Below are 21,335 nucleotides of genomic sequence, written 5' to 3' on the forward strand. Positions count from 1 at the left end.
ATGAAATTAAGTAATCTCTCTATTAAATCAAAACTTATCTCCATCGTCATTTTATCGGTTGTTCTATTGGTAATGGCGTCATCTTTCAACCTAATGCAACAACGTGAAAGCTCAATGCAAGAGCGCCAAGATAAACTCAGTGCTCAAGTCGAAACCGCGGTCAGCTTAGCGAGTTACTATTACAGCCAACGTAACGTACTCGGTGAAGAAGTAGCAAAGAAACAAGCGCTGCAAGCGATTGAAACGCTTCGTTACGACACCACCAATTATTTCTGGATCTTAAACCAACAACTCAACGTTGTTATCCATCCATTAAAACCTGAACTCAATGGCAAGAACGCAGGTAACTTTAAAGATGGTGCAGGTAAACACCACTGGCGTGAGATGGTCACCATTTCACGTACCCCTGAGGAGAAAGGGTTTCTTGATTATCAATGGATGAGCCCGCAAGGTGAACTCAAAGACAAGATCTCATATGTACAGCTATTCCCTGAGTGGAATTGGATTGTTGGGTCGGGAATCTTAGTTGCGGATATTCAAGACGCTTTCTATGCACTAGCGCTCAAAGAGGGACTGGTCGCAGTTGTATTATCAGGCCTGTTGTTTGCTATGGGCTACGCGATTTCTAACAATATCCTTGTGCCACTTAACAAGCTTATCGACAACACCCATAAGATTGCAGATGGGGATCTTCGTGTACGCATGAACATGACACGCAAAGATGAACTGGGCGATATGAGTAATCAAATTGATACCATGCTCAACAAGTTACAAAGCACGCTTCGTACAGCGAATGAATCAGCCGGTTTATCCAGCAACATGGCGAGTCACATTGCACAAGCCAGTGAAGAGGCTGCGACCAGTGTTAACTCACAGCATGCACAGCTTGAGTTGCTATCGACAGCGATGACAGAAATGAGTGCCACCATTTCTGATGTCGCTGTGAATGCTGAAAACACTGCCGCAAGCACCAATAAGGTTGTCGAGCACGCAAACCATAACGACCAAAACATGCAAGTAACGTCTAAAACCATATCTCAGGTTTCAGAAAACATTTCGACCGCGAACGATCTCGTCAGAGACTTGCAATCTGGTGTCACAGAGATAAGCCAAGTGGTGAGCGTGATACGTGATGTCTCTGAACAAACTAACTTGTTAGCACTTAACGCCGCGATAGAAGCAGCGCGAGCGGGTGAGCAAGGAAGAGGGTTCGCGGTAGTCGCCGATGAAGTTCGTAACCTTGCTAGTCGTACTCAGAACTCAACCAATGAAGTGCAATCGACGATTGAAAAACTGACTCAGCAAGCCGAGCGTACCTTTAAAGCAATGCAAAGCAGCAATGAGAAAGTCGATCACAGTGTTGTCGCGTCTAACGAAACTCGCCAACAACTCGATGTGATTGTGAATGAGCTTCACAACGCTAACGACATGGTCGCGCAGATCGCCGCCGCCTCGGAGCAACAAAGCACGGTAGCAACCGAAATGAGTGAAAGTGTCACTGGGATTCATCTGGCGGCTAACGAAGTACTGCAAGCTTCACAGTCGTTAGCTGAGGATAGCCAGAAAATGGCCAACACTACAGAACACCTTACTGATCAGTTAAAGTACTTTAAGGTCTAAGCAAAAACCTCATAAAAAAACACCTCCGCACTTGAGACAAGTTCGGAGGTGTTTTTGTTTGTAGATGACTGGATTGTTAACTTGCTCAACAAAAGAAGAGCGTTAAGAAAAAGAAGCGCGTTAAGCCAATCTTGTTAATGTGCAGTCACTGAAATCTTCGGAGGGTTGATATTGTGTTTTCTAAACTCTTTCATCACACGCAAGGTAATATCGGTTTCAAACAGCTTCTCATACGCCGTGTCGACCACATAGGCCTTACAAGTTAGCTGTATCGCCAAGTAATTATCCGTGATGGTCTGTTTGACCAGAACCGTAACAGGCTTCGGCAAATGGATGTAACGACTTGAAGATGCCGCTTCTTGAATCAAGTCACGGGCTAGGGTGATGTCTTCATTCATACCGACATAAAATGGAATTACCACCTGCATATCCAGCGCGCCATAGTTACCACTAGTCGTTACTTCGTTTAAGAACTTGTTGTTCGGGATCGTGATAATGTCGTCGTTCAGGGTTCTCATTCGAACAGAACGCAAACCAATGGTAATGATGTCGCCATAGTTACCTTCGAACGTGACACGGTCACCAACTTGAAAAGGTCTGTCAATCATCACCGTGATACCGGCGATGAATGACGCAGCCAAGTCTTTAAGCGCAAAGCCGACCGACACGGCGAGGGTACCACCAATCAAAGCTAAGATTTGATCGTTGATTCGAAAGCTCATCATGAACACGATAAGACCGGTGCTCACGTAAATAAAGAACTGAGTAAACGACTGCAGTTTCTGTAGCAGCATTCGATATTGCACGAACTGACTACCAAAGCTGGTCACCAACGAATTGATGAACTTAAGTAACAACCACATTGCGGCAATAACGATCATGGAGAAGAACACGCCGCTCCAACGCACTAAACTCGCAATCTTTGAGATGTTTTCTACGTTAGCTAACTCTTCCGTCGCGAAGGTCGGGAAACTGACAGCACTTGCCAAGCCAACAAATAGTAGGATAAATAACTTCTTCATTTTACTTCACCAGTAGATGTTGACGGTCGAGAACGTTTGTAATGTGGCGGAACCAGTGCTCAGAAATTCGAGCCTTTTCTTCATGCCAACCAATATAACCACGGCTTTCAAAATAACGTAGAATCCCGGTTATCTCTGCAATGCTCAGCTGAGTACATTCAGACAACACTTCCGGAGAAGCTATTTCCAGTTGCACGATAGAGCGAAGTACAGCCAGCATAGGCTTCGGCATGTTTTCCAGCTCCTGTGCTTCAGGAACATGGAACAAACGTACCACGGCTTGATCTGTCTCTTTATTTCGGTTCAAAGAGAGCCTAAAGAAACGCAGCGCAACGGTAGGGTTGCCATCAGAGTAGTGCCACAAGATTCGATAGAAGCCTTGGCGTGCGCGTTCTTCTTCACTCATGTCATCTTGATCCCACTGCTTAGGGACAACTAAACCATCAAACGATAACGGCTTTTCAAGATCGGTATTGATGCGGCTAGTCAGTAGTTCGCCAACTTGTTTTTCTGTCCAACGCGGTAGAAAACACACCAAGTCAAACAGCAAACGCTCACCACGCGCTCGATCGACAAATCGCCAGCTTGATTTGGCAATCGATATCACGACACGGTGATTCTTTTTAGAACGACGGAGAAGGTTGGTTAAACGAATCAAATCAGACAGGCCACCGACCATTGGCTTAACTAATCGTTGGGCATTATCAATCGCAATTAGGTACGTGGTGTTACTTTTACGTAGGTGCGCCAAGATCTGAATCTCAGTCGCTTCTTCTTCCAAGCCGATGCTCACGGCTAGATGCGCTAAGAGCTCTTGGTAACCTGCGTAAGGGCAACTCACGTAAACAGGCTCTGCGTTGGATACTTTATGCAGCAAGGTATAAAGCAGCGTTGTCGCACCCACACCACGTTCGCCTGAAACAATACAAATAGCAGGGCTGTCAGACATTAAGTAACGAGAGAGTTGCTTAACCTCATCGCCCGCGTAATCAATTAAGGTGCTATCGATATTACCCGGCAGAATGTACTCATAGGTTTTGTCTCCTTTGATTCGAACCAAGTTTTGTTGGTTTTTATCAAGATCAGACTGCTTAGCCACTTCGATTCGAAAGAGATAGGCTAAGGCCTGACTAAACAACGTGTAACTAGAAAGCAATGCCATGATTCGATGTTGGAAGTTGTAAACACTCAACCAGACGATTCCAATTGCTGTCGCCAGTATATTAAGTAAGAAGGTTTCCTTGCGGTTTACCGCCCAGTTAACCCACACCGGACGATCGGAGATGTGTTGCAGCGTATCGAAGACTTTCGCTCTCCATAATCTAAGTACCGATATCGTGACCAGCACAAACCAGAAAAACAGCGCACTGTAGATCCAGCTGTAAATGGTGCCTTTACCCAGTGTGATGCTCGATATCTGCAAAGTCAGACCTGCAACAATAATACTCCAAACATAGCGACGAATAGTCGATAGTCTCAGCGCGATGACTTCTTGGTTTGATGTGCGACCCAAGCGATACGCAAATTCAAGAATAAAGCTAATAGCAATCGAACCACCTAGAATCCACCACGTGAATATTTCTAGGAAAATCAGGTGCTGCAGGCTAGGGATGCTAGAAAGCACTCTCAAAGAAAGTGTGATGGCGATTAACCAAGCAATCGCACGCTCAGCGCGGCTGATATACCAAATCACACGAACCAAAAAAGGAGGGTTCGTTTTCGCTTCGAGAAAGTTAACTCGAAACAACTCAATCAAGCGAGTGCTGTTGGCAAGCCACCATACTAAACCGAAGTAAATGAACAGCACCTTTAGAGAAGCCCAAATGACAGGCACTGGAGAAATAAAAATGTCTTTAACTAATGCTTTAAAGCTACGAATTTGGAAGTAAACAAGATACTCAATATTGAGTTTGGTTAATTCCCACTCTTGTTTAAATTGAGTCACGCCGTATGGGCCAAAACCGGTTAAGCGCTCTTTGTTCGCAGAGTTGGTCTGCTCTAACAGGTGCTGCTTACTCACGTTCAAGCTATTCAAAGTAACGTAGCTGGTTTGCACGGCAAACCATTGATCGGCGTCGTTGTTATCTCTATAGGCTTTTACCTGTTGCTCGAAGGTTTTGATTTCCAGCTTTTGAACTCGCAGAACTTCGGCAAGTAAAATGTTGACTTGGCGTCTGTCCGACTGCTCCATAAAGAGGGGATCAGGTAGGGAATCAATACGCTTATCCAGATCTACAGCACTATTAGATACCTGAGGCTGAGATTGTAAGTCATATTCCAAGTTGGCATGACTCGGCCAAGAGAGAATGGCCAAAGTGAAGATTAAGAAGCGCGAAAGTGAACGCATAAAAGTCTCTTAGAATTATGAGGTTAGGATTACTATAGTTAGTTAATCTTACTTTGTGAAATCCAACCCCGTATCGGGGGCGAGTACTTTATTCCCGTTTCGGCTGATTTTGTCATGAAATTGTCAGAGATTAGGCTAGTCTTGCCTATGTCTGTTGTTGCTTTGATCGGGTTAGTTTTACTGTGACCAATCAGCATACGATATATTCAATGGTTGGCATGATTTGAGACGTTATATACCGCCCATTATAGGGCGCTGTTCGATATTTTGTTTTTCCTGAAAATAGATGGTTTTTTAACGACAAATAGAAAATCAAAAATGTGAGTCAGCTCAAACTATGATTTGGCTAGGTTATCACTCACTTAATGGCGAGTAATTGCAATCAAGACTTGCAGTTAAAGCCCCGAAGAAGTAACGTTGCGGCGTTTTTCACATTAAAAAGGTAACGGCATTGATCTCCACAGCAAATATCACCCAACAATTCGGCGCTAAGCCACTTTTCGAAAATATTTCAGTTAAGTTCGGCGAAGGCAACCGCTACGGTTTAATCGGCGCGAATGGCTGTGGTAAATCGACGTTCATGAAGATCCTTTCTGGTGAACTTGAGCCAAGTGCTGGTAACGTAAGCTACGATCCAAATGAGCGCGTTGCTAAGCTAAACCAAGACCAGTTTGCTTATGAAGAATTCACGGTAATCGACACGGTTATCATGGGTCACAAAGAGCTTTGGGCGATTAAGCAAGAGCGAGACCGCATTTATTCTTTGCCTGAAATGAGCGAAGAAGACGGCATGAAAGTGGCTGATCTTGAAGTTCAGTTCGCTGAAATGGACGGTTACATGGCAGAAGCGAAAGCAGGTGAGCTTCTTCTTGCTGTAGGTATTGAAGAATCACTGCACTTCGGTCTAATGAGCGAAGTGGCACCAGGTTGGAAACTTCGTGTTCTATTGTCTCAAGTACTGTTTGCAGACCCGCATATTATGCTTCTTGACGAACCAACGAACAACCTGGACATGGACACCATCAAGTGGTTGGAAGATACGCTAAACCAACGTAACTGCACAATGATCATCATTTCGCATGACCGTCACTTCCTAAACTCAGTTTGTACACATATGGCTGACCTTGATTACGGCGCACTTCGTCTGTTCCCTGGTAACTACGATGAGTACATGACAGCAGCGACACAAGCTCGTGAACGTCTACTTTCTGATAACGCGAAGAAGAAAGCACAAATTGCTGAACTTCAAACGTTCGTTTCTCGTTTCTCTGCTAACGCATCTAAAGCGAAACAGGCAACGTCTCGTGCTAAACAGATCGACAAGATTCAACTAGATGAAGTAAAAGCGTCTAGCCGTCAAAACCCATTCATCCGTTTCGAACAGTCTAAAGAGCTATTCCGTAACGCGCTTGTGGTTGAAAACCTATCTCAAGGTTTTGAAGAAGACCTATACAACAAGTTCGATGCGATTTTCGAAGTTGGTGAGCGTGTTGCTATCATCGGTGAGAACGGTGTGGGTAAAACAACACTACTTAACACACTAGCGGGTGCTCTAGAAGCGCGTACTGGTGAATATAAGTGGTCTGAAAACTCAAACATCGGTTACTACGCTCAAGATCACGCACATGATTTTGAAGAAGATCTAAACCTGTTTGATTGGATGAGCCAATGGCGTCAAGAAGGTGAAGACGAGCAAGTTGTTCGTAGCTTCCTAGGTCGCATGCTGTTTGGCCAAGACGACATCAAAAAGTCGGTAAAGGTTATCTCTGGTGGTGAGCAAGGGCGTATGCTTCTTGGCAAGATCATGATGCACAAACCAAACATCCTGCTAATGGATGAACCAACGAACCACATGGATATGGAATCTATCGAAGCACTTAACTTGGCTCTTGAGAACTACAAAGGCACATTGTTCTTCGTTTCTCACGACCGTGTATTCGTAGACTCTCTAGCGACTCGTGTTCTTGAAATCAAAGACGGCAAGATCAACGATTTCCGCGGTACTTACGCTGAGTTCTTGAAAGCACGCGCTTAGTACGCATTAAACATGAATACGTAATACAACGTTAGTACGTATCCCTGATTAAAAAGGCCTCTATCTTTATGAATAAGATAGAGGCCTTTTGTTTTTCATATCAGTTTTTTAAATCAGTCTCTTTGTATTAAAAAACGTCGAGTGGTTGGTCGAAAATACCTTTACTCATCAATGCTTACACTGCTCATTAATACTTAAACTGCGCGACAATCTTCTCAAGCTTCACACTCACGTTCGATACTTGTTCACTACAACGAACTGACCCTGAAACCACGGTATGAGTATCACTGGCTAAATGAGCGATATCGGTAATGTTCCGATCGATGTCCGCTGAAACCATGGATTGCTCTTCAGACGCCGTGGCAATCTGGCTGTTTAAGTCGAACATCTCTCCAACTTGAAAGTGTATACCTTCAATCGCATTTACCACATCTTTGGTTTGGTGTTTAACTAATCCCGTTTGTTCTAGGCTTACCGACATCTTAGCGACCGTTTTTGCTATTCCAGACGTTAGGCCATGAATGGTCGATTCAATTTGATGGGTTGAATCGTTAGTCATTAGCGAAAGCTCTCTTACTTCAGACGCCACGACTGCAAACCCACGTCCGTGATCGCCAGCGCGCGCAGCTTCTATCGCTGCATTTAGCGCGAGTAGATTAGTTTGTTCCGCAATACCTTGAATGGTAGTGACGACTTGATTGATTTCACGACTCTGGTCTTCAAGCTGAACAATTAGGTTTTGAGACTCTGCAATATTCTCGGCCAGCACATTAATGCTGTCATTGGTTGCGTGGGTTTCTTGTAACGCCTGATGTGCATTGTCTTTGATCTTCTCAGCGTTCGTCGCTGCGTTTTCTATGTTCGCCGTCACTTCATTACTGGTCATCACCAGCTCATTAACTGCCGTCGCTACTGATTCAGATTGTTGCTTCTGCTTTTCAGCATTACTCATACTTTTGATTGCCGCTTCTTCAGAGCTACACGAACTATCGGTCAACACCGTCATCACGCCAGACAACTCTTTAATATTGCCATGCAGTTTATTGATGAAGGTATCGAAGGAATGCGCCAACTGAGCAAGTTCATCGTTGCCTTTGGCGTTCATGCGCACGGTTAAGTCGCCATCTCCATTGGCAATTGACTCCATCATCACGTTTATCGCTTTGATTCGCGCAAGTATGTTGCGCCCAATGAACACTAACAACAGAGAGAGCAGAGCTACGATAGCCGCACCAAAAAGATGTAGTGTGTTTTTGGTATGTGTACTCGCCGCTGAGATAGCTTGGCTTATCTCGGTTTGTACCGCTTCAATGGCTTGTTCTGTTTGGTGGACGTTGCTACGTAAGGCGCCTCTAAGACCGAGTTCTGCCGATAAACCTAAATTGGTGTTAGCCAACAGAAGCGTTTCAGCCGCAGCTTTGTAATCCGAATAGGCTTGCTCTGTCGCAACCGACGTTTGAGAATAGGGTTCAAACTCTTTAAGAGCACCAGCTAACGCCATATGTGTTTGGTCATTAATATGAGCGAGATAGTGGAAGTCTTTTTCAATCAACTCCAATAGCGCAAGCTCTAGAGCCAAACTCGATTCAGATTCGATCGCTGATTTTAACGCGGTTCTTTTGCCATCTAACGCAGCGACAAAACCTAAAGGTGCGGTCGTACGTTCAATGTTATTTACTTGTTCAACGATTTGGTGAAACTGTTTTTGATATTGATGAAGAGTGTCCGAAATCCTTGTCATTTGGTCAGACAGGTGCAGCTCGTGCGAGGTGAGAGTTTGGTTCAAAGTCACCAATCGTTGATTCAGGGTGTTGGCGGTTTTGTCGAAGCGTTCTGCGTATTTTTGATCGTGGCGAGACAAGAAATCTTTCTCGTGTCTCCTGAGCGTTAGCAAGTCAACTGAACTCCTGAGGTTTTCAGTCGCAGCGCGCTCCAAGGATTCAAGCTTGTCTAAGCTAAACTGTTCGTAAATGGCGTATATGAAAACTGAAACAAACAAGGTGAGGTTGATTAGAATAAATTTACTGCGTATTGAAAGAGACAGCGAACGACGCTGAGGTTCCGATGGATTACTCATGGTTAATTCCCTTTAAGCCAGTGACGTTAATATTCATCTTTGTTTTGTAATTAATAGATGCATTTAAATGATGAATATGTAACTAATAGCCTATAAGGTTGTTAAAGCAAGATTCGTTTACGACTAAGGTCGAGGGAGCCGTTATTTATCTACAAGCAAGAATCAGTGGGTACCGTTGAGAGAAACCTCCAAGCTATATAGCTTACTAGGCATATCTTGAAATAAACTTTGAACAAATAAAAAATGCCACTCATCAAGGTTATGAGCGGCATTGTTGTTTAGCTATATCATTCGCCTAAAATCAGCTTTAATTAGGCATGAACAGGGCTTTTGAATCTAGCTTTCAGACGAAGCCTGTTCGCCTTTCACATCAAAGTCGATCTTCTCTGCGCCAGTGAACACTTGGAAACGCAGGCCTTTAGCGCGAGCAATGGTCGTGATACCAAATTGCTGAGCCAAGTCTAAGCCCATTTGTGTTACGCCAGAGCGTGATAGCAGAACAGGAATACCCATCTGCGCTACTTTGATGACCATTTCAGAAGTCAGGCGGCCAGTAGTGTAAAAAATCTTATCTTCACCAGACTCTTTGTTAAGCCACATCTCACCAGCTAACGTATCTACCGCATTGTGACGGCCAACATCTTCAACAAACGATAGAACCTTGTCGTCTTTGCAAACTGCGCAACCATGTACCGCGCCAGCTTTCTTGTAGGTGTCGTTGTAATGAGTCAGCGCTTCTAAAGCCGTGTAAATTTCAGATTGCTTAATCTTGGTTTGAGGCACCTGGTAATCTTCCAACTGCTTCATCACGTTTCCAAACATGGTGCCCTGACCACAGCCAGAGGTCACCGTCTTCTTCTTAAGCGCTTGCTCAAGTTGGCTCGTATCTTCTTTGGTGATAACCGCTGCAGAGCTGGTTTCCCAATCGATGATGATAGACTCAACCGCTTCAGGGTCAGAAAGGAAGCTTTGGTTCTTCAAATAACCCAAGACTAAGGATTCAGGGCGTGAGCCGAGCGTCATCAGGGTTACGATCTCTTTCCAGTTCAACATAACGGTAAGAGGGCGTTCACAAGCGATCTGTTTGGTTAGCTTCTCACCATATTCATCAAACACTTCAACTTCAATTGTCTGAAGTGGGTTTTCGCTAGTTTTTATTATGTTTGGTTTTACCACAATCACTTCCTACTTAATGAGATAGGGTTGTAACAAGACGGTCTAACGCCACTCTTGTTAATCGATTCTTTAGCCCATGCTTAAAGCAAATCTTATTCCAAAATAACGGGTATTCAGGAAAACATGAAGCATTCGATTAAAATAGCGCAAAATATGAGAGTTCACCGAGTGGAGTTGTCTGAAATAACCAGTATCGACTAACGTTATAGTGACAACTTGATAACGAACGCTATAGATACGCTCTCGCAGTTAATCCGTATTGGCGTGTTTATTGCTTTATGGGGTGTATATGATTGCGCACAGTACAAAATGTCCTAAGTGCATTCAGACCAAAGAAAATCAATTGGGTGAAGTATGTCTGAGATAAAAGAATTCAAAGAACAATATGAAAAAACAGAAGCAGCTTGGCCAATCGGTGTCCAAAGAATTGAGAAAGAGATCAAAACAGGTATCTGGGTAACGACGCAATGGGAATTGACGGGGTTTGAACTGTCGCCAGAAGGTGATGCCCAAGACGTTTGCTTACTTCAGTTACACAAAGACGAGCGTACGGACTATCGTTTCAACTTAAGCTCTCAGCAACCTAAGCTTTTCTTAGTGATGGATAATGTCGATTCTGGTGTAAAACCAGTTATTCAGTTACTTACAGCATCACAAACTGTTGCAGGGCAATACATGGACGGTGACAACCAAGTCCTTTCATACGACATTCCGCTACCTGTGCAAGCTTGGATGGAAGCCTTCATAGGCCGTCATGGTGAGTTGCTAGAAGCAAGACGTAAGAAACGTAAAGGTGCGGGTAGATCAAATGGCAACTAACTTCTTTAGCCGTTGGTCTCAACGAAAGCTTGACGAATCCACTGACGAAGCTTTGGAAGTAGAGCAAACACTGGAAGCACCGGAACTCACTTCCTCTGATTCTTCATCTTCTGAGATTTCGTCTGCTGATCTTTCTTCTGAAATGGAAGCAGCAGCGCCTCAGTCTTTAGATAGTGATCCTTTAGAAACCAATGAAGAAGTTCATGCTGCTGACGTTCAAGATCCCGCACCAGAAGCCACTGAAGACTTGTCTGTTGCTCAATTATTGGTATCAGAAGCCTCAGAAAGCGTAAAAAAAGCCGCATTGCGTAAATTATTCCTCTCAGAAGAATTCAATGTTCGTGATGGTTTAGATGATTACGACGACGATTACAGTAATTTAAAGTCTCTTTCTGAAGGGGTTGCGGAAACCCTGCGTGATTGGGTTAAAGATAAAACGGAAGAAGACACTACGCCAGAAGAAGACCAAGTCATTGATAATAAAGATGAAGGCTCAGTTTTAGAAACTTCTGAAAGCGATCTTGAGGCATCTGATAATGAACTTGAAACTTCAGAAAGTGCCGAAATAACCGAACAAGAAAAAGAACTGTATAAAAACACAGTTTCAGATAAAAGCGCTACCACATCAGACGAAGATGACCTGAAAGAGATGGGACAAAATATACCACACAAAGAATAGGTACATTTTGACTAAATACTCAATGAACCGCTTGCGACAAAATGTCCCAAGCGGTTTTTTTATACGCACAATAAACGCTATAAAGAATTAAATTACTGATATATAAGGTTTATTAAATTGGCATGGCATTTGCTAAATAACGTTTATTATCAACTTTTTTGTAGATAGACGAATTCATAGTCTGACGAGCGAGACACTGGCTAAAGGGTTAGTTGTTAACGGATTACTCAGCAAGTTCTCTATCGCTTACTACAATGAAGGTTGAACAGATTATCCATGTCCAAAGATGGAACTGAGCAATGCTTAAACAATTATTAGAACAAGCAACTTCAAATAACGCTAAAGCAAGACTGTATGCATTTGAAAATACAGTTGAGTTAACAAATCTGATTCCACCTACTGTTAGCTACGAAAGCGGCGGTAATACTCTTGTTATTGGTCCAACTGCGATCGTTGAAAGTGCTGCGGCTCAATTACCTCAATTGACGAGCTTAACCTTATTGTCGACAGACGGCGAAAAGGGCAAAAACCCAGAACTGTACTTCGCGAATTCGGTTCAAGTATCCGGTTTCCTTGGTACGTTTGAAGTTGTGATTGAGAGTAAAGGCACATCAAGCAACTTAGCGAAAATCGCGATTAATCACGATTGTTTCGATGTTGTTCTAGACCTATGTCTGAATAGCTGCATGACAGAAGAAGTGCCTGTACCGGGTTATTACCCAGTGGGTCGAGGCTATCCAAAACTGGCCGAAGCACTGGAAGAGATTCCAACGCTAATGGGTACATTTGATAAGCCTAAGTTCTTCCGTTTAGACACTGACCTTTGTGCGCACAGTTCTCGTGGCGTAAAAGGGTGTGAACGTTGTGTTGATGCTTGTCCTGCTGGCGCGCTATCAAGTGAAGGCTCAGACAAAACAGGTCACAAAATCGAGATTAACCCTTATCTATGTCAAGGCGTCGGAACTTGTGCAACAAGCTGTCCTACAGAAGCGATTACCTATGCGCTTCCAAACCCTGACGATACTCAAAAGTTCATTGAACGTACGCTAGCTAACTATGAACATGCGGGCGGTCTGGATCCAATCGTACTTATCTGTAGCTCTCGTCATGAGACTTACAATGTAATGGCGCTAAAAGCACTACCAGATAACGTTATTCCAATCGTTGTTGAAGAACTGCCTTCTATTGGTATTGATACTTGGTTTGCAGCGCTAGTGAATGGCGCAACTCAGGTTCTGTTTGCTGCTTCTCGTTTTATGCCAGAGACGATCATTCGTGTTCTGAATAACGAAGTCGGGATTGCTCAAGAGCTACTAGACCAAATCGGTGTTCCAAAAGAAACCATCGATATCCTGTATTTAGAGTCTCTACGTGAAGGGCCTCCAACACTGTGCGTTGATTCTTTCGACCTTGCACTTGGCGATCTTCAAGGCAACAAACGTCAACGTCTATTCACTGCACTTGATGCTATGTCTTCATCTCGCATTCCTGTCGAGAATATCGTTGAACTTCCTTCGAATGCACCATACGGCACGGTTTCGTGTGAAAGCAAAGATTGTACGTTATGCATGAGTTGTGTTGCGGTTTGTCCTACACGTGCTCTTCATACCGACGGTGCTTCTCCATCACTTAAGTTTGTAGAACAAGACTGTATTCAATGTGGTCTGTGTGAAAAGGCATGCCCTGAGAATGTTCTCACTCTGACACCTCGTATGAATTGGGTGAAAGAAGAACGTCAACAAGCGGTTGTGATTCATGAAGAGAAAGCGGCGGAATGTTTACGCTGCCATAAGCCATTCGCTCCACAGTCTATGATTGACATGCTGCAGAATAAGTTACGTGGTCACTCTCATTTTTCAGATGAAACTGCGATTAATCGTATTGCGATGTGTGAAGACTGTCGTGTGGTGGACATGTTCGACTCAATGGCTCAAGACCCATTGAATCAATTGAAATACTAGGAGTTGGCATTGGATACTAATTTGGATCAAGAACAGACACTAAGAACTGAAATCTATTTGGTTCTTTCTGCATTGTTCCGTAGCGCACCTTCTGAAGAGGTCATTGATTTCCTAAAGACGTTAGACATTGAAGCGTCTGAGAGTGCAATGCAAAAAGCTTGGATTGCCATTCAACAAGCAGCAACGGAATCAAATCGCGAAGCGTTAGAAGACGAATATCAAGATCTGTTCATTGGCATTGGCCGTGGAGAGATTGTTCCATTTGGTTCTTGGCATAGAACTGGCGCCATGATGGAAAAACCATTAGCAGAGATTCGTCATGATTTAGAGCTTTTAGGCATTGAGCGTGATGATCAAGTGAAAGAGCCAGAAGATCATATTGCGGCATTGTGTGAAGTAATGGCAATGCTAACCGGTGAAGAAGAAGCGCTTCAGCAAGCTGTTTTCAATAAGCATCTTGGCCCTTGGTTCAACTCTTTTACGCGTCAGCTTAAAAGTGCAGAAAGTGCGAACTTCTACAAATCGGCAGCTCAGCTGTGTGAAGCATTCCTAACGTTAGAGCAAGTGCGTTTTAGCGTTAATACAAAAAGCAGTAAGCATAAATTAAAGATTGATGTGAAAAACGTCACTGATTACGAGTAATCGAGCAGTACGCGATTATATCGATAGAGGGGCATTAAGCCTCCAAAAAGATCTACCGCAAGGTAAGGAAGCAATGATGAAAGATAATAAAGAAATAAACACAAGCCGTAGGGACTTACTCAAAGGCTTAACAACTGCAGCCGTAGCGGGTGCAGTTGTCGCTGGAACAACGAAGGTGGCAACTGCTTCAGAAACGGTTGAAATGCCGAAAGAAGACATGAAGAAGACGGGCTATCGTGAAACGCAACACATTCGCGATTACTACGACACGCTTTAGGAGATAACGGATGAAACTTGTCAAACGCTCCGATAGTGTGAGCAAAGAAACCAATCAACTGGGTGTGTCTCGACGTGCCTTCATGAAAAACACCTCTCTAGCGGCTGGTGGTGCGGTAGTAGGCGCTGGTCTATTCGCTCCGGGTATGATGAAAAAGGCGGAAGCTAAGTCAGTCGACCCTGAAGCGAAAACAGAAGTGAAACGCACTATCTGTTCTCACTGTTCTGTGGGTTGTGGCATTTACGCTGAAGTTCAAAACGGTGTTTGGACGGGTCAAGAGCCTGCATTCGATCACCCATTCAACGCTGGTGGACATTGTGCGAAAGGCGCAGCTCTGCGTGAGCACGGCCACGGTGAGCGTCGCCTTAAGTACCCAATGAAATTGGAAGGCGGTAAGTGGAAGAAGCTTTCTTGGGAACAAGCGATTGAAGAGATCGGTAATAAAGCGCTAGAACTTCGTAAAGAGTCTGGTCCTGATTCCGTTTACTTCTTGGGTAGTGCAAAACACAGTAACGAGCAAGCTTACGCATTCCGTAAGATGGCGTCGCTTTGGGGCACCAACAACGTTGACCACCAAGCGCGTATTTGTCACTCAACCACAGTAGCCGGTGTTGCAAACACTTGGGGTTACGGCGCGATGACAAACTCGTTCAATGACATGCACAACTGTAAGTCGATGCTGTTCATTGGTTCGAACCCTGCAGAAGCTCACCCGGTTGCGATGCAACACATCCTAATCGCGAAAGAGAAGAACAACTGTAAGATCGTTGTTGCGGATCCTCGTCGTACGCGTACTGCTGCGAAATCTGATCACTATGTTTCTCTACGCCCGGGTTCAGATGTTGCGTTTATCTGGGGTCTGTTATGGCATGTCTTTGCTAACAAATGGGAAGACCAAGAATTCATCCGCCAACGTGTATTCGGCATGGACGAGATCCGTGAAGAAGTTGCGAAGTGGAACCCAGCAGAAGTTGAGCGTGTAACAGGCGTTAGCGAAGAAGACGTTTACCACACAGCAAAACTGCTTTCAGAGAACCGTCCGGGTTGTATCGTTTGGTGTATGGGTGGTACTCAACATACTACGGGTAACAACAACACACGCGCTTACTGTGTACTTGAGCTTGCGCTAGGTAACATAGGTAAATCAGGTGGCGGTGCAAACATTTTCCGTGGTCACGATAACGTACAAGGCGCAACTGACCTTGGCGTACTATCAGACACGCTACCGGGTTACTACGGCTTGTCTGAAGGTTCTTGGCGCCATTGGTCTAAAGTTTGGGATATCGACTTTGACTGGGTCAAAGGACGTTTTGACGACAACGCATACGGTGGTCAAAAGCCAATGAACAGTGCAGGTATTCCTGTCTCTCGTTGGGTTGATGGCGTGCTTGAAGACAAAGACAAGATTCGCCAACGCGAAAACATCCGCGCCATGTTCTACTGGGGTCACGCGGTGAACTCTCAGACTCGTGGTCCAGAGATGAAGAAGGCGATGCAGAAGCTGGATATGATGGTTATCGTTGACCCATACCCAACAGTCGCGGCAGTCATGAACGATCGCACCGATGGCGTTTACTTGCTTCCAGCAACCACTCAATTTGAAACCTACGGCAGTGTAACGGCGTCAAACCGTTCTCTACAGTGGCGTGACAAGGTTGTTGATCCACTGTTCGAATCTAAGCCTGACCACGAAATCATGTACCTTCTTTCTAAGAAGCTTGGTTTCTCTGATCAACTGTTCAAAAACATCCGTGTTGAGAACAACCAACCATTGATTGAAGACATTACACGTGAATTCAACAAAGGTATGTGGACGATCGGCTATACAGGTCAAAGCCCAGAGCGTTTGAAAGAACACCAACAAAACTGGCACACGTTCCACAAAACCACGCTTGCTGCAGAAGGCGGCCCAGCGAATGGCGAAACTTACGGTCTGCCTTGGCCATGTTGGGGCAACCCAGAAATGAAACACCCAGGGACGCATATCCTTTACGATACGTCTAAACCTGTTGCTGAGGGCGGCGGTAACTTCCGTACTCGTTTCGGTGTGGAATTTGAAGGTCAAAGCCTATTGGCTGAAGACAGCTACTCAAAAGGCAGCGAAATCAAAGATGGTTACCCAGAGTTCAGTGACAAACTGCTGAAACAACTGGGTTGGTGGGACGATCTAACAGCAGAAGAGAAAGCCTCTGCTGAAGGTAAAAACTGGAAAACCGACGTTTCTGGTGGTATCCAACGTGTTGCTATCAAGCATGGTTGTATTCCGTTTGGTAATGCGAAAGCGCGTGCGATTGTTTGGACATTCCCAGACCGCGTGCCACTGCACCGTGAGCCACTTTACACACCACGTCGTGATCTAGTCGCTGACTACCCAACGTGGGACGACAAAGAAGCGATTTTCCGTGTTCCTACGTTGTACAAATCCATTCAAGACCAAGATAAGTCTGGTGAATACCCGATTATTCTTACGTCTGGTCGTCTGGTTGAGTACGAGGGTGGTGGTGAAGAAACACGTTCTAATCCTTGGCTAGCAGAACTACAACAAGAGATGTTTGTTGAAGTGAACCCGAAAGACGCAAACGACATTGGCTTCAAAGATGGCGATGATGTTTGGGTTGAAGGTGCAGAGAAAGGCCGTATCAAGGTGAAAGCGATGGTTACTCGTCGTGTTAAACCGGGTTTAGCGTTCTTGCCGTTCCACTTCGGCGGTAAGTTCGAAGGCGAAGATTTGCGTTCTAAGTACCCAGAAGGCACTGATCCTTACGTTATTGGCGAAGCAGCCAATACAGCAACCACATATGGTTACGACCCTGTCACGTTGATGCAGGAAACGAAAGTAACCCTTTGTAATATTCGTAAAGCGTAAGGAGTCTTAAAATGGCTAGAATGAAATTTCTTTGTGACACCAAACGTTGTATCGAATGTAACGGTTGTGTCACTGCATGTAAGAACGAAAATGATGATGCTCTGGAATGGGGTATTCAACGTCGCCGCGTTGTAACACTGAACGACGGTGAACCGGGTGAAAACTCTATCTCAGTAGCGTGTATGCACTGTACTGATGCACCTTGTATGGCAGTTTGCCCAGCAGATTGTTTTGAACATACAGAAGACGGCATCGTACTTCACAATAAAGATCTATGTATCGGTTGTGGTTACTGCTTGTTTGCTTGTCCGTTTGGCGCACCTCAATTTCCTAAACAGGAAGCCTTTGGTGAGCGCGGTAAAATGGACAAATGTACCTTCTGTGCTGGCGGCCCAGAAACAGAGCCAGGTTCTGTGGAAGAACGTCAGAAATACGGGGCGAACCGTATTGCTGAGGGCAAGCTACCAATGTGTGCTTCTTTATGTTCAACCAAAGCACTGCTAGCGGGTGATGCAGAGAAAGTCTCTGATGTATTCCGTCAGCGTGTTGTTGAGCGTGGTGCGAAGGGTGCAGGCTGGACAGACGGCAATGACCTTTCTTACGATGCGATGAAGAGCTAGTTAGGAGAGACATATGCTTACAATGTTTAAGCGTCTCTTCCTTGTTGTGCTGCCAATGTTGGCAGCACTAACAATGCTGTCTCCTTTGAGTCATGCATCTGAGACGAACTCATCACAAACTCAATCGAGCTCTGCTGAAAGAGAAATCACACAACTTGCTGGCGCTGATTTTTGGCGACAAGTAAGAAACGGTGAAGAAGGTTACACCACATCTCAATCGGCTGAGCACGGTGTGTTGATCAGTACCCCAGGTCAAACGTGGTACATATTGAAAGAGAAGTGGATGTCACCAGCCGGTGCTGTCGCTATCTTTGGCAGTATTGCTTTCGTTACTCTAATGTACGTTGTGATTGGCCCATTAATGCTGAGTGCACCAAGAACGGGCCGTAAGATCAAACGTTGGTCGCGACTGGACCGCGCACTGCACTGGAGCATGGCGTTTACCTTCTTAACACTGGCGTTCAGTGGTTTGATGTTGGTTTACGGTAAACACTTCTTGAAACCTTATATCCCAACCGATTTATGGGGCTTCATCGTTCTATTGGCGAAGCAATACCACAACTACATCGGCCCGATTTTCTATGTGCTGTTGATGGCTGTTCTTATCAAGTGGTGGCGCAAGTCGATCTTCAAAATGGTCGATATCCAGTGGTTTATAAAACTGGGTGGTATGGTCGGGAAACATAAAGGTTCTCATCCATCTGCAGAGTTTTCTAACGCGGGTGAGAAAGCGCTATTCTGGCTATTGATTGTTATGGGTAGTGTCGCTGCGATCAGTGGCTTGGTTTTGGACTTCCCAATCTTCGGTCAAACCCGTCGTGATATGGAGCTTTCAAACCTAGTCCACATGTTGGCTGCTTTAATCCTTATCTGTGGCTTTGTGTTCCACATCTACATCGGCTTGTTCGGTATGGAAGGTGCACTTGAAGGCATGGTAACAGGCGAAGTTGATGAAACTTGGGCTAAAGAGCACCATGACCTTTGGTACAAAGAAGTGATGGAACAAGAGAAAAACGGCACTGAACAAAGCGCTAACGTAACAACAGAGAAAACAGAAGGGGTGAATAAGAATGAACAAACCTCATAAAGGTATTTGGGTCGCTTACATCCTAAGCTGCTTTACACCATTTACTTGTCTTCTCTCTGGTGTGGTCGCGATTATCTACGCAGGCTATCGTTTAGATAAAGGGGAAGACGGCGAAGTAGTGGATACGCACTACTATGGCTTGATTCGCTCGTTCTTCTTGAACCTGACGTTCTTTGTTGTGCTTATCGTCACGGTAGCGACCTCTAACGGCGTGTTAATTGGTGTGAACGATTACTGGTATCAAAACCATATTATCGATGACATCGCTTACTACATTCCCTATGTCGGCATGCTGTTTGGTGGTGTGGCGATCGTGGTTTGGTTTATTCGTATGTATCAAGGCATGCAGCGCTTAAGTCAAAACCTACCGCAAAACCCGACAACAGGACCAAACCTGTAGTGAGTATCAGATGAAGTAGATAACAACTTATCTAGAGCGATTTACTCAAAGCAACCATTGTATAGAAAGCCCAGTGATTCGAATCACTGGGCTTTTTTTGTCCCCCCTGAACAAGGGTCTAGTCAACTTGGAAGAAGATTTTTAGTGAATGCTTCAAAATATTTGGAGTAGCTCTAAAACAGAACCAAGCATGATATTGACCGCGCCAATATGGTGCAACTCCCTTAATTGGTGCAATTAATTTTAAACATCCCTCCATCTCAAATATCCAAAAAAGTGCAGTGGTAATTTTAACCCTTTAAAATCATAAGTTTAAAACAAAAACTTGTTGCACGAAAATTACGTGAGCGTGTTGGAACGCATCTTGCGTTTACTGTTGAGTCTTTAATTAATTACGACATCAATTCGCACGGTTCTAGTGCAATTGAGACAAAGCTAAGGGAGAGAGCTTTAATGAGTCAAACGGTTACCCAAGTTCATAGCGCAGTAGAGAGCTTGACGCAGAGTTCAGACACTCTATTTCTATTATTAGGCGCCATCATGGTCTTCTTAATGCACGCAGGCTTTGCATTTTTGGAAGTCGGTACAGTAAGAAAGAAAAACCAAGTGAACGCGCTGGTTAAGATCCTCTCGGATTTCGGCGTTTCTGCCATTGCCTATTTCTTTATCGGTTACTGGGTGGCTTACGGTGCGCATTTCTTTGCAGATGCAGAAACCTTATCGCAAGGTAATGGTTACGAGCTGGTGAAGTTTTTCTTCTTGATGACGTTTGCTGCGGCGATTCCAGCGATCGTTTCTGGTGGTATCGCTGAGCGTGCACGTTTCTATCCAATACTCATAGCAACACTTTTCACCGTTGGGTTTGTTTATCCATTCTTTGAAGGCATCATTTGGAATGGTAATTTTGGTTTCCAAGATTGGCTTGAAGCACAATTCGGTTATGGCTTCCATGACTTCGCGGGTTCAGTTGTGGTTCACGGCGTTGGCGGTTGGATTGCTTTGGTCGCAGTTTACTTCTTAGGTATGCGTAAAGGTCGTATTCGCGCAGGTAAACACACGAACTTCGCACCATCTAACATCCCATTCTTAGCACTAGGTTCTTGGATCTTATGTGTGGGTTGGTTTGGCTTCAACGTGATGTCAGCTCAAGCTATCAATGGCATCAGCGGCCTAGTAGCCATGAACTCACTTATGGCTATGGTCGGCGGCATTCTAGCGGCTTTAGTCGCAGGTAAAAATGACCCAGGCTTCATCCACAATGGTCCTTTGGCTGGTCTCGTAGCGATTTGTGCAGGTTCAGACTTAATGCACCCACTTGGCGCTCTCGTTACAGGTGGTGTAGCGGGCGCATTGTTCGTTTACCTGTTTACTTACATGCAGAACAAAACACAGATTGATGATGTGCTGGGTGTATGGCCATTGCACGGCGTGTGTGGCGCTTGGGGTGGCATTGCAGCTGGCATCTTCGGCCAGCAAGCACTCTGGGGACTAGGTGGCGTGAGCTTTGGTGCTCAGGTGATTGGTACGCTAGCGGGCATTACAGTAGCTTTAATCGGTGCATTGGTTGTCTACGGTGTGTTGAGCAAAGTAACTGGCCTAAGGTTAAGTGAAGAAGACGAGTTCAACGGTGCGGATCTTTCAATCCATAAGATCTCTTCGATTAACGAAGACTAACGTCATCAATCTTGATGAGTGTTAAGCCCTTGC

16 protein-coding genes are annotated in these 21,335 nt (G+C 44.8%); 12 read left to right on the top strand and 4 right to left on the bottom strand.

All coding sequences use genetic code 11. The features are described from left to right. Entirely contained in the window at positions 1-1,620 is a 1,620-nt protein-coding gene (locus AC3CIA_RS08230) for a methyl-accepting chemotaxis protein (RefSeq protein WP_488517944.1), read from the top strand. A 134-nt stretch (positions 1,621-1,754) separates the two neighbouring features. On the opposite strand, the gene AC3CIA_RS08235 is transcribed toward AC3CIA_RS08230, so the two are convergent. Both AC3CIA_RS08235 and AC3CIA_RS08240 read right to left on the bottom strand, forming a co-directional pair. Continuing rightward, positions 1,755-2,642 (bottom strand): mechanosensitive ion channel family protein, encoded by an 888-nt coding sequence (locus AC3CIA_RS08235; RefSeq protein ID WP_004733762.1) that lies wholly within the window; start codon positions 2,640-2,642, stop codon positions 1,755-1,757. A 1-nt stretch (position 2,643) separates the two neighbouring features. Next, positions 2,644-4,989, bottom strand: a complete 2,346-nt coding sequence (locus AC3CIA_RS08240) for an ATP-binding protein (RefSeq protein WP_054547742.1) — start codon at positions 4,987-4,989, stop codon at positions 2,644-2,646. A 451-nt stretch (positions 4,990-5,440) separates the two neighbouring features. On the opposite strand from AC3CIA_RS08240, the gene AC3CIA_RS08245 reads away from it, so the two are divergent. Then, positions 5,441-7,024: an ABC-F family ATPase gene (locus AC3CIA_RS08245; RefSeq protein ID WP_017077249.1), complete on the top strand. Its 1,584-nt coding sequence runs from the start codon at positions 5,441-5,443 to the stop codon at positions 7,022-7,024. A 187-nt stretch (positions 7,025-7,211) separates the two neighbouring features. On the opposite strand, the gene AC3CIA_RS08250 is transcribed toward AC3CIA_RS08245, so the two are convergent. Together AC3CIA_RS08250 and fdhD are read right to left on the bottom strand one after the other, a co-directional pair. Next, complete coding sequence (locus AC3CIA_RS08250) at positions 7,212-9,101, bottom strand: methyl-accepting chemotaxis protein (RefSeq protein WP_237290421.1); 1,890 nt, start codon at positions 9,099-9,101, stop codon at positions 7,212-7,214. 336 nt (positions 9,102-9,437) lie between these two features. Then, positions 9,438-10,277 (bottom strand): formate dehydrogenase accessory sulfurtransferase FdhD, encoded by an 840-nt coding sequence (gene fdhD, locus AC3CIA_RS08255; RefSeq protein WP_237290420.1) that lies wholly within the window; start codon positions 10,275-10,277, stop codon positions 9,438-9,440. Between the two features lie 354 nt (positions 10,278-10,631). Here fdhD and AC3CIA_RS08260 point away from each other — a divergent pair, with 354 nt between their 5' ends. The 10 genes from AC3CIA_RS08260 to AC3CIA_RS08305 all read left to right on the top strand — a co-directional run bounded on the left by AC3CIA_RS08260 (position 10,632) and on the right by AC3CIA_RS08305 (position 21,302). After that, a complete protein-coding gene (locus tag AC3CIA_RS08260) occupies positions 10,632-11,096 on the top strand; it encodes a DUF3305 domain-containing protein (protein WP_016795575.1) in 465 nt (154 codons plus the stop codon). Next, positions 11,086-11,775, top strand: coding sequence for a DUF3306 domain-containing protein (locus AC3CIA_RS08265; RefSeq protein ID WP_016795574.1), 690 nt, complete (start codon positions 11,086-11,088; stop codon positions 11,773-11,775). The genes AC3CIA_RS08260 and AC3CIA_RS08265 overlap by 11 nt, the downstream gene beginning before the upstream one ends. A 299-nt stretch (positions 11,776-12,074) precedes the next feature. Continuing rightward, complete coding sequence (locus tag AC3CIA_RS08270) at positions 12,075-13,736, top strand: 4Fe-4S dicluster domain-containing protein (RefSeq protein WP_488517945.1); 1,662 nt, start codon at positions 12,075-12,077, stop codon at positions 13,734-13,736. Positions 13,737-13,745: 9 nt separating this feature from the next. Then, positions 13,746-14,378 carry a TorD/DmsD family molecular chaperone gene (locus AC3CIA_RS08275; protein WP_237290419.1) on the top strand — a complete coding sequence of 211 codons (633 nt, stop codon included), beginning with the start codon at positions 13,746-13,748 and terminating at the stop codon, positions 14,376-14,378. Between the two features lie 76 nt (positions 14,379-14,454). Beyond that, complete coding sequence (locus tag AC3CIA_RS08280) at positions 14,455-14,655, top strand: twin-arginine translocation signal domain-containing protein (protein ID WP_004733728.1); 201 nt, start codon at positions 14,455-14,457, stop codon at positions 14,653-14,655. A gap of 10 nt (positions 14,656-14,665) precedes the next feature. Continuing rightward, the gene (locus AC3CIA_RS08285) at positions 14,666-17,521 is read left to right on the top strand and encodes a formate dehydrogenase subunit alpha (RefSeq protein WP_146454297.1); all 2,856 of its coding nucleotides are present in this window, start codon (positions 14,666-14,668) and stop codon (positions 17,519-17,521) included. Positions 17,522-17,532: 11 nt separating this feature from the next. Beyond that, complete coding sequence (gene fdh3B, locus AC3CIA_RS08290) at positions 17,533-18,141, top strand: formate dehydrogenase FDH3 subunit beta (RefSeq protein ID WP_004733723.1); 609 nt, start codon at positions 17,533-17,535, stop codon at positions 18,139-18,141. 13 nt (positions 18,142-18,154) lie between these two features. Next, on the top strand, positions 18,155-19,228 hold the full coding sequence (locus tag AC3CIA_RS08295; RefSeq protein ID WP_171312464.1) for a formate dehydrogenase subunit gamma: 1,074 nt from the start codon (positions 18,155-18,157) through the stop codon (positions 19,226-19,228). Further along, positions 19,212-19,628: a hypothetical protein gene (locus AC3CIA_RS08300; protein ID WP_017059624.1), complete on the top strand. Its 417-nt coding sequence runs from the start codon at positions 19,212-19,214 to the stop codon at positions 19,626-19,628. The genes AC3CIA_RS08295 and AC3CIA_RS08300 overlap by 17 nt, the downstream gene beginning before the upstream one ends. A gap of 453 nt (positions 19,629-20,081) precedes the next feature. Next, the gene (locus tag AC3CIA_RS08305; protein ID WP_171316391.1) at positions 20,082-21,302 is read left to right on the top strand and encodes an ammonium transporter; all 1,221 of its coding nucleotides are present in this window, start codon (positions 20,082-20,084) and stop codon (positions 21,300-21,302) included. Positions 21,303-21,335: the final 33 nt, after the last annotated feature.

The sequence above is a fragment of the Vibrio sp. QJM3NY_27 genome, assembly GCF_057785955.1.

Coding starts and splice junctions, on each gene's coding strand:
- AC3CIA_RS08230 (WP_488517944.1), top strand. CDS start 1: ATGAAATTAAGTAATCTCTCTATTAAATCAAAACTTATCTCCATCGTC.
- AC3CIA_RS08285 (WP_146454297.1), top strand. CDS start 14,666: ATGAAACTTGTCAAACGCTCCGATAGTGTGAGCAAAGAAACCAATCAA.
- AC3CIA_RS08270 (WP_488517945.1), top strand. CDS start 12,075: ATGCTTAAACAATTATTAGAACAAGCAACTTCAAATAACGCTAAAGCA.
- fdh3B (WP_004733723.1), top strand. CDS start 17,533: ATGGCTAGAATGAAATTTCTTTGTGACACCAAACGTTGTATCGAATGT.
- AC3CIA_RS08260 (WP_016795575.1), top strand. CDS start 10,632: ATGTCTGAGATAAAAGAATTCAAAGAACAATATGAAAAAACAGAAGCA.
- AC3CIA_RS08240 (WP_054547742.1), bottom strand. CDS start 4,989: ATGCGTTCACTTTCGCGCTTCTTAATCTTCACTTTGGCCATTCTCTCT.
- AC3CIA_RS08265 (WP_016795574.1), top strand. CDS start 11,086: ATGGCAACTAACTTCTTTAGCCGTTGGTCTCAACGAAAGCTTGACGAA.
- AC3CIA_RS08295 (WP_171312464.1), top strand. CDS start 18,155: ATGCTTACAATGTTTAAGCGTCTCTTCCTTGTTGTGCTGCCAATGTTG.
- AC3CIA_RS08300 (WP_017059624.1), top strand. CDS start 19,212: ATGAACAAACCTCATAAAGGTATTTGGGTCGCTTACATCCTAAGCTGC.
- AC3CIA_RS08235 (WP_004733762.1), bottom strand. CDS start 2,642: ATGAAGAAGTTATTTATCCTACTATTTGTTGGCTTGGCAAGTGCTGTC.
- AC3CIA_RS08250 (WP_237290421.1), bottom strand. CDS start 9,101: ATGAGTAATCCATCGGAACCTCAGCGTCGTTCGCTGTCTCTTTCAATA.
- AC3CIA_RS08280 (WP_004733728.1), top strand. CDS start 14,455: ATGAAAGATAATAAAGAAATAAACACAAGCCGTAGGGACTTACTCAAA.
- AC3CIA_RS08305 (WP_171316391.1), top strand. CDS start 20,082: ATGAGTCAAACGGTTACCCAAGTTCATAGCGCAGTAGAGAGCTTGACG.